The 14,412-nt window shown below is 73.7% G+C and carries 16 protein-coding genes; 11 read left to right on the top strand and 5 right to left on the bottom strand.

Features of this window, described 5'->3' with window-relative positions:
• Positions 1-7 precede the first annotated feature (7 nt).
• Complete coding sequence (locus tag FH608_RS14855) at positions 8-1,609, bottom strand: ABC transporter substrate-binding protein (protein ID WP_139631087.1); 1,602 nt, start codon at positions 1,607-1,609, stop codon at positions 8-10.
• Between the two features lie 195 nt (positions 1,610-1,804).
• Between FH608_RS14855 and FH608_RS14850 the strand changes: the two genes are divergently transcribed.
• The 3 genes from FH608_RS14850 to FH608_RS14840 are packed head-to-tail and all read left to right on the top strand — an operon-like array spanning position 1,805 to position 5,288.
• The gene (locus FH608_RS14850) at positions 1,805-2,845 is read left to right on the top strand and encodes an ABC transporter permease (protein WP_139631086.1); all 1,041 of its coding nucleotides are present in this window, start codon (positions 1,805-1,807) and stop codon (positions 2,843-2,845) included.
• Complete coding sequence (locus FH608_RS14845) at positions 2,845-4,584, top strand: dipeptide/oligopeptide/nickel ABC transporter permease/ATP-binding protein (RefSeq protein ID WP_139631085.1); 1,740 nt, start codon at positions 2,845-2,847, stop codon at positions 4,582-4,584. Before FH608_RS14850 ends, FH608_RS14845 begins: the two co-directional genes overlap by 1 nt.
• Positions 4,581-5,288: an ATP-binding cassette domain-containing protein gene (locus tag FH608_RS14840; RefSeq protein ID WP_139631084.1), complete on the top strand. Its 708-nt coding sequence runs from the start codon at positions 4,581-4,583 to the stop codon at positions 5,286-5,288. Before FH608_RS14845 ends, FH608_RS14840 begins: the two co-directional genes overlap by 4 nt.
• On the opposite strand, the gene FH608_RS14835 is transcribed toward FH608_RS14840, so the two are convergent.
• Positions 5,179-5,679, bottom strand: coding sequence for an arylamine N-acetyltransferase (locus FH608_RS14835; RefSeq protein WP_455430069.1), 501 nt, complete (start codon positions 5,677-5,679; stop codon positions 5,179-5,181). The genes FH608_RS14840 and FH608_RS14835 overlap by 110 nt on opposite strands.
• A gap of 28 nt (positions 5,680-5,707) precedes the next feature.
• Entirely contained in the window at positions 5,708-6,655 is a 948-nt protein-coding gene (locus tag FH608_RS14830; protein ID WP_139631083.1) for a GNAT family N-acetyltransferase, read from the bottom strand.
• A 130-nt stretch (positions 6,656-6,785) separates the two neighbouring features.
• Between FH608_RS14830 and FH608_RS14825 the strand changes: the two genes are divergently transcribed.
• Together FH608_RS14825 and FH608_RS14820 are read left to right on the top strand one after the other, a co-directional pair.
• Positions 6,786-7,715: a hypothetical protein gene (locus FH608_RS14825; RefSeq protein ID WP_139631082.1), complete on the top strand. Its 930-nt coding sequence runs from the start codon at positions 6,786-6,788 to the stop codon at positions 7,713-7,715.
• Between the two features lie 46 nt (positions 7,716-7,761).
• Positions 7,762-8,277: a hypothetical protein gene (locus tag FH608_RS14820; protein WP_139631081.1), complete on the top strand. Its 516-nt coding sequence runs from the start codon at positions 7,762-7,764 to the stop codon at positions 8,275-8,277.
• A 21-nt stretch (positions 8,278-8,298) separates the two neighbouring features.
• On the opposite strand, the gene FH608_RS14815 is transcribed toward FH608_RS14820, so the two are convergent.
• Entirely contained in the window at positions 8,299-9,093 is a 795-nt protein-coding gene (locus FH608_RS14815; RefSeq protein WP_139631080.1) for a class I SAM-dependent methyltransferase, read from the bottom strand.
• A 145-nt stretch (positions 9,094-9,238) separates the two neighbouring features.
• On the opposite strand from FH608_RS14815, the gene def reads away from it, so the two are divergent.
• The 6 genes from def (at position 9,239) to FH608_RS14785 (ending at position 13,355) form a co-directional block, all read left to right on the top strand.
• Complete coding sequence (def, locus tag FH608_RS14810; RefSeq protein WP_193318425.1) at positions 9,239-9,769, top strand: peptide deformylase; 531 nt, start codon at positions 9,239-9,241, stop codon at positions 9,767-9,769.
• Positions 9,770-9,776: 7 nt separating this feature from the next.
• Positions 9,777-10,397, top strand: coding sequence for a helix-turn-helix domain-containing protein (locus FH608_RS14805; protein WP_226899543.1), 621 nt, complete (start codon positions 9,777-9,779; stop codon positions 10,395-10,397).
• Positions 10,390-11,835, top strand: coding sequence for a pyridoxal phosphate-dependent decarboxylase family protein (locus FH608_RS14800; protein ID WP_139631078.1), 1,446 nt, complete (start codon positions 10,390-10,392; stop codon positions 11,833-11,835). The genes FH608_RS14805 and FH608_RS14800 overlap by 8 nt, the downstream gene beginning before the upstream one ends.
• Positions 11,836-11,922: 87 nt before the next feature.
• Complete coding sequence (locus FH608_RS14795; RefSeq protein ID WP_139631077.1) at positions 11,923-12,339, top strand: CBS domain-containing protein; 417 nt, start codon at positions 11,923-11,925, stop codon at positions 12,337-12,339.
• Between the two features lie 22 nt (positions 12,340-12,361).
• On the top strand, positions 12,362-12,709 hold the full coding sequence (locus FH608_RS14790) for an MmcQ/YjbR family DNA-binding protein (protein ID WP_139631076.1): 348 nt from the start codon (positions 12,362-12,364) through the stop codon (positions 12,707-12,709).
• Between the two features lie 43 nt (positions 12,710-12,752).
• Positions 12,753-13,355 carry an SAM-dependent methyltransferase gene (locus tag FH608_RS14785; protein ID WP_139631075.1) on the top strand — a complete coding sequence of 201 codons (603 nt, stop codon included), beginning with the start codon at positions 12,753-12,755 and terminating at the stop codon, positions 13,353-13,355.
• Positions 13,356-13,484: 129 nt separating this feature from the next.
• Here FH608_RS14785 and FH608_RS14780 read toward each other — a convergent pair whose 3' ends face one another.
• On the bottom strand, positions 13,485-14,363 hold the full coding sequence (locus tag FH608_RS14780) for a D-alanyl-D-alanine carboxypeptidase family protein (RefSeq protein WP_139631074.1): 879 nt from the start codon (positions 14,361-14,363) through the stop codon (positions 13,485-13,487).
• Between the last annotated feature and the right edge of the window lie 49 nt (positions 14,364-14,412).

Here is a 14,412-nt window from a genome sequence, read left to right as displayed (position 1 = left end):
GGGTCCCCTACTTGGCGATCATGCGGATGGTGCTCGGCGCGAACGAGCCGCCCAGCCGGCCGAACTCCGCGCCGTTGCCGAACAGCGGCTGCGTGATGTCGGCGAACGGGACGATGTCCGCCTTCTTGAACAGCGCCTCCTCGGCGGCGTTCCACTTCGCGCAGCTCTCGTCGCCGGTCGCCGTGGCGGCCTCGCCGATCAGCCGGTCGTAGTCGGCGTTGGCGATGGAGGACCAGTTGGCGCCGTTCGGCGGCCCCTCGCCCGACAGGAACGGCACCATCATGCTCGGCAGCGGCACGTTGACCTGGATCCAGCCGGCGTCCCAGTCCATCGAGCCGTCGTTCACGCCGGCCAGCTGGGGCGAGGTGAGCTGCTTGAGCGTGGTCTGCACGCCGATCGCGGCCCAGCGCTGCTTCAGCAGCTCGGCCACCGACTTGCCCGGGTCGCCGTGCTCGGTGAGGTAGATGAACGTGAGGTCCAGCTTCTCGCCGTCCTTGGCGCGGATCCCGTCGGGGCCCTTGACCCAGCCCGCCTGGTCCAGCAGTGCCTGCGCTCCCGCGGCGTCGAAGCCGGGCAGCGCGGTCGTCGTCACACCGGGGCAGACCTTGGGCTGCATGCTCAGGCCCTCGGGCGTGGCGCCGGTCCCGGCCGTGGCCACCCGCTGCAGCTCGGCGAGGTCCAGGCCCATCGTGAGGGCCTGGCGCACCCGCTCGTCCTGCGTCGGCCGGCCCTTGGCCTGGTTGTAGGTGAACTCGCCGAACATCAGCCGGATCTCGCTCTTGAACAGCTTGCGCGCCTCGACGCGGGCCCGGTCGGGGCCGATCACCTGCGCGGCGTTGAGCTGGCCCGACAGCAGCAGGTTGGCCGCGGTGGTCTCGTTCTTGACGACCTTGAGCACGACCTGGTCCGGCAGGCCGGCGTCCTTGCCCGACGCCCCGCCGGGGCCCCAGGCGTACTCGGGGCGCTTGGCCAGCGTGTAGTGGTCGTCGGCGACCGATTCGGTGATCTTGAACAGGCCCGTGCCGTACTGGCCGGCCTTGAGCCCCGCCGGGTCGCCCAGGCCCTTGCCGCAGACCACGAACACCGACGCCAGCCGGCGCAGCAGGAACGAGTCGGGCGTCTTCACCTTCATGGTGACCGTGCCGGCCGCGTCGTCGGCGGTCGCCTTGAGGTCGGCGGGCACGTACAGGCCGAGGAGCTGCGACTTGTTGTCCGGGTCGGCGATGAAGTTGACGCTCGCGGCGACGTCCTCCGCCTTCAGCGGCGTGCCGTCCGCGCAGGTCACGCCCTTGGCCAGGGTGAACTCGGCGGAGGTCGCCGTGGTCTTCCACTCGGTGGCCAGGCCGGGCAGGACGGTGCCGTCGTCCTTGTACGAGACCAGCGTGTCGTAGAGGAAGAAGTCGACGCCGCGAGGGTCGGACAGGGCCGTCATGAGCGGGTTCAGGTCGCCGGGCTCCAGAATGGCCATGGTGAACGTGGCGCCGGTGGCGTACTTCCCCGACGTGCCTCCTGAGCTGCCGTCGGCCGGCGGCGAGGCGCCGCCGGAGCCGCCGCACGCCGCGGTCGTCAGGGCCACCGCGCTGAGCACCCCGAGCAGGCGAGCGCGCATATCGTCTCCCATCCTTGTGTTGCGATACGGGCCAGCGTGGTACGAGGTGTGCGCACGGTCATCGTGCGATCCGACGAAGACAGGACTTGTCACGGTATATCCGGACTAGTCCCTTTGCGTTTCGACAGAATCCGGCGGCCAGACTGGGCGAAGCGGACGATTCCCCATCCATCCGACAAATGGCAGGATCCCGCCATGGCTGTGCCCACGCCCCACCACCCGGCCCCGCCGGGCGACCCCGTCGAAGAGCAGGCCCCGCCCGAGGAGCGGAGCTCCCGGCCCGCGCGCCCCGGCGCGTATCTCGCGCGCCGGTTCCTGCGGTTCCTGCTCTCCCTGCTCCTCCTGGTCACGGCCACGTTCGGCATGGTCCACGTGGTGCCGGGCGACCCGGTGAGGGCGGCGCTCGGCATCACGGCCTCCCCCGAGCTGGTCGCCGCGCGCACCCACGAGCTCGGCCTGGACCTGCCCGTCTGGGAGCAGTACGCCCGGTACGCGGCCGGCCTGTTCAGCGGGGACCTCGGCACGTCGATGATCTCGGGGCTGCCGGTGTCGCAGACGATCGCCGACCGCCTGCCGTACACCGTGATGCTGGCGCTGGTCGCCTTCGCGGTCGTGATGGTCACCGCGATCCCCGCCGGGATGGCGGCGGCGGCCTGGACGCGCGGCGGCCGGGGGCGCGCCGCCGAGCTGCTGTTCACCGGCGCGAGCGGGCTGCTGGCCGTGGTGCCGGAGTTCCTGCTGGCGGTGGCCATGATCGTGCTGTTCGCCGTCACGTGGGAGCTGCTGCCGGTCGCGAACGTCTCCGGCTCCCTGACCCCGTCCTACTACGTGCTGCCCACCCTGGCCCTGGCCGTGGGCCCGGCCGCGGCGCTGGCCAGGATCGTCCGCGTCGAGGCCCTGTCGGTGCTGTCGTCGGACTTCATGCGCACGGCCCGCGCCAAGCGCCTGCCGGCCCGGCTGATCTACCTGCGCCACGCCCTGCCGAACCTGCTCACCGGCGCCCTGACCATCGGCGGCCTGCTGATCTCGGGGCTGGTCGCGGGCAGCGTCCTGGTGGAGAACGTCTTCGTCTGGCCGGGACTCGGCAGCGCGCTGGTCGAGGCGATCAAGGCCAAGGACTACCCGGTCGTGCAGGGCGTCGTGCTCGTGTACGGGGGCGCCGTCCTGCTGGTCAACCTGGCCGTCGACGTGGCGCTGGGCCGGCTCGATCCGCGTTCGACGATCAAGGAGGACTGATGCGCGGGCTGAAGACCCCGCTGGGGGCCGCGGCGGCGCTGTCGCTGGCGTTCCTGCTGTTCGCGGTCGTGCTCGGCCCGATCCTGTGGGGCGACGACGCGATCAAGGTGGACACGATGGCGCTCGCGCAGGGGGCGTCGGCCGCGCATCCCATGGGCACCGACGGGCTCGGCAGGGACGTGCTGGCCAGGACCATGGTGGCGGCGCGGCCGTCGGTGGGGCTGGCCCTGCTCGCCACCCTGATCACCGTGGCGGGCGGGCTGCTGCTCGGCGGCCTGCCCGCGGTGCTCGGGCGCCGCGCGGGCCGGCTGCTGAACGGCTTCATCGGCCTGGTCGTGGCCTTCCCCGGGCTGCTGATCGCGCTGGTGCTGGCGGTGGTGCTGGGCAGCGGCGGCCGGCCGGCGGCGTTCGCGATCGGGCTGGCCGGGGTGCCGGCGTTCGCCCGGCTCACCCAGACGCTGGCCGCCTCGGTCGCGGGCCGCGACTTCGTGGCCGCCGCCAGGGTGCTCGGGGTGGGACGGACGCGCATGCTCGTCAGGCACATCCTGCCCAACATCGGCGAGCCGCTGATCGTGCAGGCCACCCTGGGCGCGGGCGGCGCGCTGCTGGCCTTCGCCGCGCTGTCGTTCCTGGGGCTCGGCGTGCAGGCGCCCGACTACGACTGGGGGCTGCTGCTCAACGAGGGGCTGAACCGGGTCTACGTCAACCCGGCCGCCGCGCTCGCGCCCGGCATCGCGGTCGTGCTGGCCGGGCTGGCGTTCAACGTGCTGGGCGAGTACGCCGCGCAGGTCTTCGGCGGGCGCTCCCCCGCCGCGCGCGGGGCCGGCGGGTCGGCGCGCCCGGTGCCCGGCGACGCCCTCACGGTCAAGGACCTGCGGGTCTCCTACGGCCCTGCCGTACCGGTCAAGGGCGTGTCGTTCACGGTCGGCGCCGGGGAGCGGGTCGGCCTGGTCGGCGAGTCCGGCTCGGGCAAGTCGCTGACCGCGCTGGCCGCCTCCGGGCTGGTCGAGCCGCCCGGCGTGGTCGCCGGCTCCATCGAGGCGGGCGAGACCGCCATGGTCTTCCAGGACCCGATGACCTCGCTCAACCCCGCCCTGCGCGTCGGCACCCAGCTGGCCGAGGTGGCGACCGCGCACGAGCGGCTGGCCCGCCGCGCCGCCGGGCGGCGGGCCGTCGCCCGGCTCACCGACGTGCACATCGCGGCGGCGGCCAAGGTCGCGCGGCAGTACCCGCACGAGCTGTCCGGCGGCATGCGGCAGCGCGCGATGATCGCGATGGGCCTGATGGGCACCCCACGCCTGATCATCGCCGACGAGCCCACCACCGCGCTCGACGTCACCGTCCAGAAGCAGATCCTCGACCTGCTGCGCGAGGTCAGCGACTCCACCGGCGCCGCGATCCTGCTCATCTCGCACGACCTCGCGGTGGTGGCGCAGCTCTGCTCCCGCGTCCTGGTCATGTACGCCGGCGTGATCGTCGAGGACCTGACCGTCGAGCGGCTCGTCGCCGGCCCCGCCCACCCCTACACGCGGGCGCTGCTGGCCTCGGTGCCCGACATGTCCGCCGACCGCTCGCAGCCGCTGGCCACGATCCCCGGCCGCATGCCCTCGCCCGCCGACCCGGTCGCGGGCTGCCCGTTCGCGCCGCGCTGCCCGCGCGCCGGCGACCGCTGCCTGACCGCCATGCCCCCGTTCGAGGACGGCGTGGCGTGCTGGCATCCGATCAAGGAGGTTTCGTGACGGCGCTGGAGTTCCAGGGCGTGCGGGTCCGGCTCGGCCGCCGGCGGCACGCGGCGGACGTGGTGAAAGGGGTCGACCTGACCGTGCCGGCCGGGACCGTCGTGGGCCTCGTCGGCGAGTCGGGATGCGGCAAGTCCACGCTGGCCAGGGCGGCGGTGGGGCTCGTGCCGCTGGCCGCGGGCCGGATCACGCCCGGCAGCGGGGTGCAGCTCGTCTTCCAGGACCCGTACTCGTCGCTGGACCCGCGCATGACCGTCGGCTCCGCCGTCGCCGAGGCCGTGCCCAAAGGCGCGGGGGTGGACCGGGCGGGCGAGGTGGCGCGGCTGCTCGACCTCGTCGGCCTGGAGCCCGGGCACGCCGGCCGCCTGCCGCGCCACCTGTCCGGCGGGCAGCGGCAGCGGGTCGCCATCGCGCGGGCGCTCGCGGCCCGCCCGCGCGTCGTGATCGCCGACGAGATCACCTCCGCCCTGGACGTGTCGGTACAGGGCATGGTGCTCAACCTGGTGCGCGAGCTGCAGCGGGAGCTGGGCCTGACGATGCTGTTCATCTCCCACAACCTGGCCGTCGTCCGCTACGTCAGCGACCGCGTGGCGGTCATGAACCGGGGCCGCATCGTCGAGTCGGGGCCGGTGGACGACGTGCTGAGCGCGCCGCGCGACCCGTACACGCGAACCCTGCTGGAGTCGGTGCCCCGGCTGCGCTGAGCATCGTCGGATCCCGCCCCGGCCCGCGCGGCCGCCGCCCTGAGCTCAGGCCCCTGCCACCCTGGACAGCAGCGCTTCGGCGTCGGCCGCGCCGACCGGGATGCCCAGGCGGTCGCGCAGGGACGCCGCCCAGCCGCCACTCCCACGGCCCCGAGCGCACGCTCGCCCCGTCCTCGAACGCGATCGGCTCCACCAGCCCGTCCCCGCCGAAGCCGACGTCGGCCAGCCACGTGCGGCCGTCGGCCTCCACGGTGAGCGTGGCGTTCGGGCGCGGCGGCGAACGGCAGGTTCTGCTCGTGGCACTAGCCGCCGCGCCCCGCCGTGACCAGCTTGTCCTGCAGACTGCCCAGGCCGAGGTCGACGCCCCGGCCGAGGACCACGTCGAGATCAACCTTGGCGCGTGGGACGGCCCGCGCGCATCAGCTGTCCGCGGAATCCGCCGCCGGCCTGGCCGACAGGACCAGCCGGACGGCGAAGTTGCGGTACCCGGCCCGCTCGAACGCCCTGGCCATCGGCACGTTGCCGGTGTCGGTGTCCGCCCTGATCCGCTTCACGCCGCGCGCGGCGAGGAAGCGGGTGATCTCGCCGAGCAGGTCGTCGACGTAGCCGTGGCCGCGGTGCTCGGGGACGACGCCGAGGTAGCCGACCACGGGGCCGCCGTCGTTGGCCGACGGCAGGGCGACGCCGGCGAGGTCGCCGCCGGGCGTGTACGCCAGCCGCCACCACGACCGCTCGCCCCGCATGGACGCGTAGTCGCGCACGTCCTCGCGGGCCTGCTCCACCGGGTCCATGGTGAGCAGGGCCTGGCGGGTGTGGAAGTCGAGCGTCCCGGCCGCCACCCGGCGGAACGCCTCCACGAACGCCTCGTCGTCGTCCTCGCCGCGGAACACCAGCCGCTCCGACGGCTCGGGCACCGGCCCGTCGGCCCATTCGTAGCGGAGCCGTTCCAGCTCCTCCGTCAGCCCGGCGCGGCCGGCGGCCTCCCACCGCCAGGCCACGGCCGCCGCGGTCTTCGCGTGCTCGCGCCAGCCGCTGGGGACGAAGACGTGGTACTCGGGCGCCCGCCCGTACCGGTCGTGGGCGTGCCGCAGCAGCTCGGCGGCGAGGCCCACCCGGTCGTCCACCGAGGGGTGGACGTAGAGGCAGTCGAGCGCGAGCGGCCTGTCACCGTCGGGGAAGCTCCACCAGACGGCGCGGGACAGGATCTCGCCGTCGTCGGAGACGGCGAGCCAGATGCGGTCATAACGGTAGTTGCGGCTCTCCAGGTACGAGAGCAGCCGTTCGGGATGCGACCAGCTGATCGACTCGTCGACGACGCAGCCGAGCAGGTGGTCTAGGTCGTCCTCGATCGCGGGACGGAAAAGCATGCTTCCTCCGAGAAGCAGAAGCGGGCGCGACACGCGCCCAACGCCATACCGGACACCTCCGCGCCTCCTTTCTTCCGACTTTTCGGTGCTGAGGAGCACTCTAACGGAAATATCGCGACAGGATGGGCTCGTGAGGTCCTACGACGACGACACCCTGCCCCTGCAACCCCCCGTACGGCTGCCCGACGAGGCCACCCTCGCGGCGGCCGTGCGCGCCGCGCCCCTGGCCGCGGAGCTGAAGCCGGACGGCACCGACGCGGAGGTGCTCGCCTTCTGGGCGGACCACTGCCGCGAGCGGCTGGCCGCCGACGAGGAGCTGCTGCTGGAGCTGGTCAGGATGTTCCTGTCGCGCGAGCCGCTCGCCGGCGCCCCGCCCGCGGAGCTGACCGGTTTGGGGCTGGTACGGCAGGCGGAGCCGTACACGCTGAGCTGGCTCGGCCTGTGGACGGCGCGGCTGATCATCGCGGAGACCACCGGGCAGGACGTCCCGGTCATGGGCTCGCTGGCGGACGCCGACGCGGCGGCGCTGCTGCACGGGCTGCGCTCGTACCCCGAGTCCGAGCGCGGCGAGGAGCTGGCGGGCTGGCTCAAGGGCCGCGACGCGGACGCGGCGGTCGCCGAGATCGCCTCGGTGCTCGCCACCGTGAGCCCGCTGAGCCGGGCGGTCGGCGTGGAGCTGCTGGCGTCGGAGTTCGGGGACGCCGGCCGGGCGGCGCTGTCAGGGCTGCTGGAGGAGCCCCGGCTGGGCGCCGTCATCGCGGCCAGGACCGAGCGCCAGGACCGGCAGCCCGCCCCGGACGAGATCGCCTGGGTGCTGGTGGACATGGCGGCGGCGCTGCTGGAGTTCGGCGGCGAGACGGGCGAGGTGATCGAGTCGATCGCCCTGGGGATGGACGCGGAGGAGCAGGCCGGGACGATCGCGATCCTGGCGTTCGGCGACCATCCGTGGACCGGGCAGGTGCTGCGGGTGTTCATCGACCACCACCCGGACGAGCGGGTCGCCGCCGCCGCCCGCAAGGCGCTGCGGCGGCTGCGCGGCCTCGCGGACGTGCGCGGCTAGAGGTCTGGGGGACGCGTGCGTCGCGGGGTTCTGTAGAGTCGGGCCGGTGACGACGCATGCGATCTCCCCGCAGTCCGGCATCCTGGGTGACGCGTTCGCCTGCGAGTGCGGCGCCGTGCTGGCCGGGCGGATGACGGCCGAGCTGCACGCCGCCGAGAACGGGCTGTGCACGGTCTGCCTCGGCTCGACCCTGGAGGATGCGGCGCCCGGGCTGCGGCGCGGCTGCACCGCGTGCGCGGCCACCGGGCGCCGCAAGGAGCAGATCACCTGGCAGCTCGCGTACGCCGAGGCCGAGCAGCTCATCACGATGAGCGTGGTGCGCGGCGTGGTGGCGGCGTACGACGGGCCGTTCCACCTGTCGGAGATCGCCGACTCGGTCCGGGCCGGGCTCGGCCTGCCGACGGGGCGGCTGCCGGTCGGGCCACGGGTCCGCGACCTGCTGCTGGAGCTGCAGGCCGCGGGCGAGATCACCATGCTGTCGGCGCCCGACGAGATGATCGGCACCGACCTGGTCCTCTACCGCGACCCGCAGTGGCAGCGCGCCCACACGCTCGGCCTGTGACCCCGGCGCGGCCGGGAAGGGTCACGCGCGGCAGATGATCTCGCCGTGCAGGATGGACAGCCAGCCGTCCTCGGCCGCCGCCCACGCCCGCCACGCCTTTGAGATGCGCCGCAGATCGGCCTCCGTGGCGGCGCCGCTCTCCAGCGCCTGCCGGGCCATGGACGACTGCAGGATCCGGTCCGCCCACATCCCGCCCCACCAGGCGCGGTCGTCCGGCGTGGCGAAGCACCAGGTGGAGGAGGTGGCCGTCACGTCGGTGAAGCCCGCCGCCCTGGCCCACGACAGCAGCCGCCGCCCGGCGTCCGGCTCGCCGCCGTTCCCGCGTGCCACCGTCTGGTACAGCGCCATCCACTCGTCGAGCTCCGGCAGCCGCGGATACCAGGCGAAGGCGGAGTAGTCGCTGTCGCGCGCCGCGACGTACCCGGTGGGCTTGGCCACCCGGCGCATCTCCCGCAGCGCCCGCACGGGGTCGCCCACGTGCTGCAGCACCTGGTGGGCGTGCACGACGCAGAACGTGTCGTCGGGGAAGTCCAGCGCGTGGACGTCCGCGACGGCGAAGTCGGCGTTGCCCACCTCCCTGGCGGCCAGCTCGGCCCTGGCCAGGGCGAGCGCCTCCTCGGTCACCTCCGTCGCCGTCACGTGCCCCACCAGGCCCGCCAGGTCGGCGGTGATCGTGCCGGGGCCGCTGCCCACGTCCAGCACCTTCATGTGCGGCTTGAGGTGCGGCAGCAGGTACGCGGCCGAGTTCTCGGCGGTGCGCCAGCGGTGCGAGCGCAGCACTGACTCGTGGTGTCCATGCGTGTAGACGGCGTCCATCGCCAAACTCCTTCGTTTCGCTCCGATGCCGGCAACAGTAGCGCGGGTCTCATCATTCAAGAAGTTTCATCTCGCTATATAAGACATCCCTGGAGAGCCCGTAGACTTGTCGCGACATGGCGGGATTCGACGAGAGGCGTTGGTCGTGGGAGAGGTCCGGCCGATCGTGCACGTGGGCGATCCGGTGCTGCACCACCCGTGCGAGCCGGTCACCCGGTTCGACGAGGAGCTGCGGGCGCTGGTGGACGACATGTTCGCGAGCATGTACGCGGCGGAGGGCGTGGGCCTGGCCGCCAACCAGATCGGCGTGCCGCTGCGCGTGTTCGTCTACGACTGCCCGGACGCTGACGGGCAGCAGCACCAGGGCGTCGTCGTCAACCCGGTGCTGGAGCTGCCGGAGGTGGGCGAGCGCCGGCTCGACCCGGGCGACGAGGGCTGCCTGTCGGTACCCGGCCAGTACGCGCCCCTCCCCCGGGCCGACCACGCCGCCGTGCGTGGGCTCGACGCCGCCGGGGAGCCCGTCACGGTCGAGGGCACGGGGCTGCTGGCCCGCTGCCTCCAGCACGAGACCGACCACCTCGACGGTCACCTGTACATCGACCGGCTGCCCGCCAAGCGGCGCAAGCAGGTGCTGGCCGCCTACCAGTCCGCTATGGCAGAAAATTCGCCGCTATAGTGGAAATGTGGATGGCGAAGGGGTCCTGTCGAGCGGCCTGTCGATGGCCGAGCTGGGGCTGCGGATCCGCGCCGAGCGGCGGGCGCGCGGGTTGACCGTCGAGCGGCTGGCCGCGCTGAGCGGCATCAGCCGCAGCATGATCTCGGAGGTCGAGCGGGGCGCCAAGACGCCGACGGTGCTGGTGCTCGACCGGCTGGCCACGGCGCTCGGCACGTCGATCGGCCGGCTGCTCGACGAGCCGGCGCACGCGGCGACGCGGGTGCTGCGCCACGGCGAGCAGCGCGTGCTGCGCGACCCGTCGGGGTGGGAGCGGCGGGTGCTCTCGCCGGTGCTGGCAGACGTGGAGTTCGAGTTCATGCGGACGACGATCGGGCCGGGCGTGGACGCGGGCGAGTTCGCGCCGCACGCGCCGGGGTCGCGGGAGTATCTCGCGGTCGAGCGCGGCGGGCTGCGGCTGACCATCAACGGCAGGCCGTACGAGCTGGAGGCCGGCGACTCGGCCTACTACCCGGGCGACAGCCGCCACGCCTTCGCCAACGACGGCGCCACCGACTGCGTCTTCTACCTGGCCATGGAGCTGGGCGCCGCCGGGCGGCACGAGCACTGGAAGGAATCCTCAGATGGCTGACCACCGCCCGCACGCGCACGACACCCGGGTGGCCGACGTGGCGAGGGGCGAGCTGCGCGAGGCCGGGGCCGAGGCGGCGGCGATCGTTGCCGAGCACCTGGCGGGCCTCGGCGACCGGCCCGTCTGGCGGCCCGTGCCCGACGCCGAGCGGGCCTGGCTGGCCGGCCAGGAACTGCCCGCACACGGCCGGCCCCTCGGCGAGCTGCTCGACGACACCCGCGCGCACGTGCTGCCGTACCCGATGGGCAACGGCCACCCCCGGTTCTTCGGCTGGGTCAACTCCCCGCCCAACCCGGCGGGCGTGCTGGTCGAGCCGCTGGCCGCCGCGCTCGACCCGAGCTGCGCGGGCGGCGACCACGCTGGCCCGCACCTGGAGCGGGCCGTCGTGCGGTGGCTGGCCGAGCTGGTCGGGTTCCCGCACCCGCCCGGCGGCGGGCTGCTGACCAGCGGCGCGTCCATGGCGACCGTGATCTGCCTGGCGAGCGCGCGCCAGCGGGCGGCGCTGGCCGACGGGTGGGACGCCCGTGAGGAGGGGCTGTGGGGGCGGCCGCCCATGGTCATGTACGTGACCGAGGAGGGCCACAGCTGCCTGCACAAGGCGGCGCAGCTGCTCGGCCTGGGCGCGCGGCAGGTCCGCGTGGTGCCGGTGGACGGCGCGTACCGGATGGACGTGGCGGCGCTGCGCACCATGATCGAGGAGGATCTCCGGCGGGGGCTGCGGCCGTTCTGCGTGGCGGGCAGCGCGGGCACGGTCAACTCCGGCGCGGTCGACCCGCTCGGCGCGATCGCCGACGTGGCGGCCGAGCACGGGCTCTGGTTCCACGTGGACGGCGCGTACGGCGCGCTCGGGGTGCTGGCCGACGGCGCGGCGCCGCATTACGCGGGCCTGGAACGGGCCGACTCGCTCGCCCTCGACCCGCACAAGTGGCTCGGCGTCCCGGTGGGCTGCGGCTGCGCGCTGCTGCGCGACCCGGGAGCGGCGCGGGCCGCGTTCAGCCTGGTGCCGTCGTACCTGATCGACGACAACGCCGATGACCTGGGGTGGTTCGCGGAGTACGGGCCCGAGCAGACCCGCCCGTTCCGCGCGCTGAAGACGTGGGCGACGCTGTCACATCTGGGCAGGTCGGGGGTCGAGCGGCTGGTGAACCACACGGCGGGGCTGGCCCGCACGCTCGCCGCCATGGTGGCGGACTCCGGCGACTTCGAGCTGCTGGCCCCGGTGGTCACCTCGATCACCGCCTTCCGGTACGCCCCGGGCTCGGACGACGTCAACCGGGCGATCCCCGGCGCGGTGCAGGCGCGCGGGAACGCGTTCATCACCGGCACCCGGCTCGGGGGGCGCGCGGCGCTGCGGGCGTGCTTCCTGCACCCCGACACGACCGAGAACGACCTGGCCATCCTGCTCGACGAGATCCGCCTGGCGGCCAAGACCCTCTAGCCCGAACGCAGAGACACGACAAAGTGCCGTGAATCGCCCATCCGCTCGGGTAGAGGGTCGCGTGGACCGACCAAGCAGGAGGATCCCATGGCGAAGACGGTGGCTGATGTGATGACGTCCCGCCCCGCGACGGTCGAGGCCGGCCAGCCGGTGTCCGTGGCGGCGGCGCTGATGCGCGACAACGACGCGGGCGCCGTGATCGTCAACGACAACGGCCGCATGCAGGGCATCATCACCGACCGCGACATCACCGTGCGGGTGGTGGCCGCGGGCAAGTCCCCCGACACCCCGGTGCGCGAGGCGTGCAGCCCGTACGTCGAGGCCGTCTGCCCCGACACCGGCATCGACCAGGCGGTCCGGGTGATGCGCTCGCACGCCGTACGCCGCCTGCCGGTCATGGAGGACGGCCGCGCGGTCGGCATCGTCAGCCTCGGCGACCTGGCGCTGGAGCGCGACCCCCACTCGGCGCTCGCCGACATCTCCGCCGCGGAGGGCAACCGGTAGCGTTGCGGGTAACGTAGGCCGGGTGGTCACCGTCGATGACGTACGCCGGTTCGCGCGCACGCTGCCCCGCTCGTCGGAGCACCTGATCCACGACCGGGTCAAGTTCCGCGTCGGACAGATCGTCTACGTGGCGTTCTCGCGTGACGAGACGCTGATGGGCTTCGGGTTCCCGAAGGAGGAGCGGGCGGCGCTTGTGGCCGCCGAGCCCGAGAAGTTCCTCCTGCCCAGGGAGTCGGACCTGCGCTTCAACTGGGTGGAGGCGCGCATGGCCGCGCTCGATGTCGCGGAGACGCGCGAGCTCGTCCTGGAGGCGTGGCGGATGTGCGTGCCGAAGAAGGTGCGCCTGGAGCACGCCGCTCGCATGCGGTAGCCGCTCTTGCCCCTCTTGTGCACCTTCCGTCACTATCGTCACCATGGGTGATCGTGATTGGGAGTCCTGGCACGACGCGTACGACGTGCCGGGCTCGTACCTGGAGCGGCGGCTGCGCGTCGTGCAGAAGTGGGTCGCCGCCACGCTCGACTCCGGGGCCGCCCGGGTGGTGAGCCTGTGCGCGGGCCAGGGCCGCGACCTGCTGCCGGTGCTCGCCGCGCACCCCAGGCGCGAGCAGGTGCGGGCCAGGCTGGTCGAGCTGGACGAGCGCAACGTCGCCGCCGCCCGGCGCGCCGCCCCGCCGGGCGTGGAGGTGGTGTGCGGGGACGCCGCGTCGCTCGGCGCGTACGACGGGGCCGTGCCCGCGGACCTGGTGCTGGCGTGCGGCGTGTTCGGCAACGTGAGCGACGACGACATCCGGCGCACGGTGGGGCTGCTGCCGCAGCTGTGCGCCCCGGAGGCCACCGTCATCTGGACCAGGCACCGGCGCGAGCCCGACCTGGTGCCGCGGATCTGCGGCTGGTTCGAGGGCGGCGGGTTCGAGCGGGTGACGGTGGAGGGCGACGGCTTCGGCGTCGGCGTGCACCGCTACGCGGGCCCACCGGCGGCGCTCGAACCGGGCGAGCGCATGTTCACGTTCCGCTGACCGCGCTCCCTCAGCACGTCACCGCACGCCGCCCGCTGACCACGCTGCCTCACGCCGTCACCGCACGCCGCCCGCTGACCGCGCTCCCTCACGCCGTCACCGCACGCCGGCCGCGCCCGGGGCGCGGCTTCACGATCCGCTGACGACGCCCTTGTAGAGCTGCCGGGTCAGCGTGGTGACGCGCTTGACGGAGGAGCCCCACGTGCTGCCCGACGGGTGCGCCGTCAGCACCGCCATGACGTACCGCTCGCCCTTGCCCACCAGCCCCGTCGTGTAGAGCACCGGCCGGCCGTAGTCGGGCACGCCCGAGCCGGTGGCGCGCTGGGCGATCCACGAGACGGGCGCCCCGACGGCCCTGGCGTCGGAGCAGCGCGTGGGCGGCGTCGTGCCGAACCCGGACCAGCCCTGCTTGACCGCCCACGGCCGCGGCACCGCGTCGGGGATGCCGAACGTCTGGTCGAAGCCGTCGGTCCCGCACGGCGTGGAGCGGCGCAGGTGGCCGAGGATGGTGTCGCGCACCCGGGCGTCGGCCCTGTCGAGCAGGTAGCGGTAGGTCCGGACGATGTCGTACGCGCTCAGCGAGGTGTAACCCCAGAACCCGGGCTTCGAGGCGGGCGGCGGCGCGGTGTCGGCCAGGCCGAGCTTGCGCGCCATGCGCGTGATGATCCGCCCCTTACCGTCGCGGTCCCAGAACGCCGAGGCCGCGTCGTCGTCGCTGGAGCGCAGCATGATCTTCAGCAGCCGGGCGTCGGCGGCGGGCACGCTCTTGCGCCGCTCCAGGTAGTCGATCGCGATGAGGATCTTGACGACCGAGGCCGAGCGGAACTTCCGGTGGGCGTTGCGCGTGGCGACGAACCTGCCGGCGTGCCGGTCGAACACCACCCACGCCGCCGTCGTGCCCGCGGGCACCTTCGGCGCGGCCTGGGCGGGCCCTGCCTGGGCGGGCACGGCGAGCCCGGCGACGAGGGGGACGGCGGCCGCGGCGGCGGCCAGAGGCTTGGTCAACACCCGCCTATACCTATCAGCCCTTGACCCGCCAACGGAAACGGGTATAAAC

The organism is Nonomuraea phyllanthi (assembly GCF_006334985.2).
Taxonomy (GTDB): Bacteria; Actinomycetota; Actinomycetes; order Streptosporangiales; family Streptosporangiaceae; genus Nonomuraea; species Nonomuraea phyllanthi.
The sequence above is the reverse complement of the archived record's forward strand: the minus strand, read 5'-3'. Positions and strand labels throughout refer to the sequence as shown.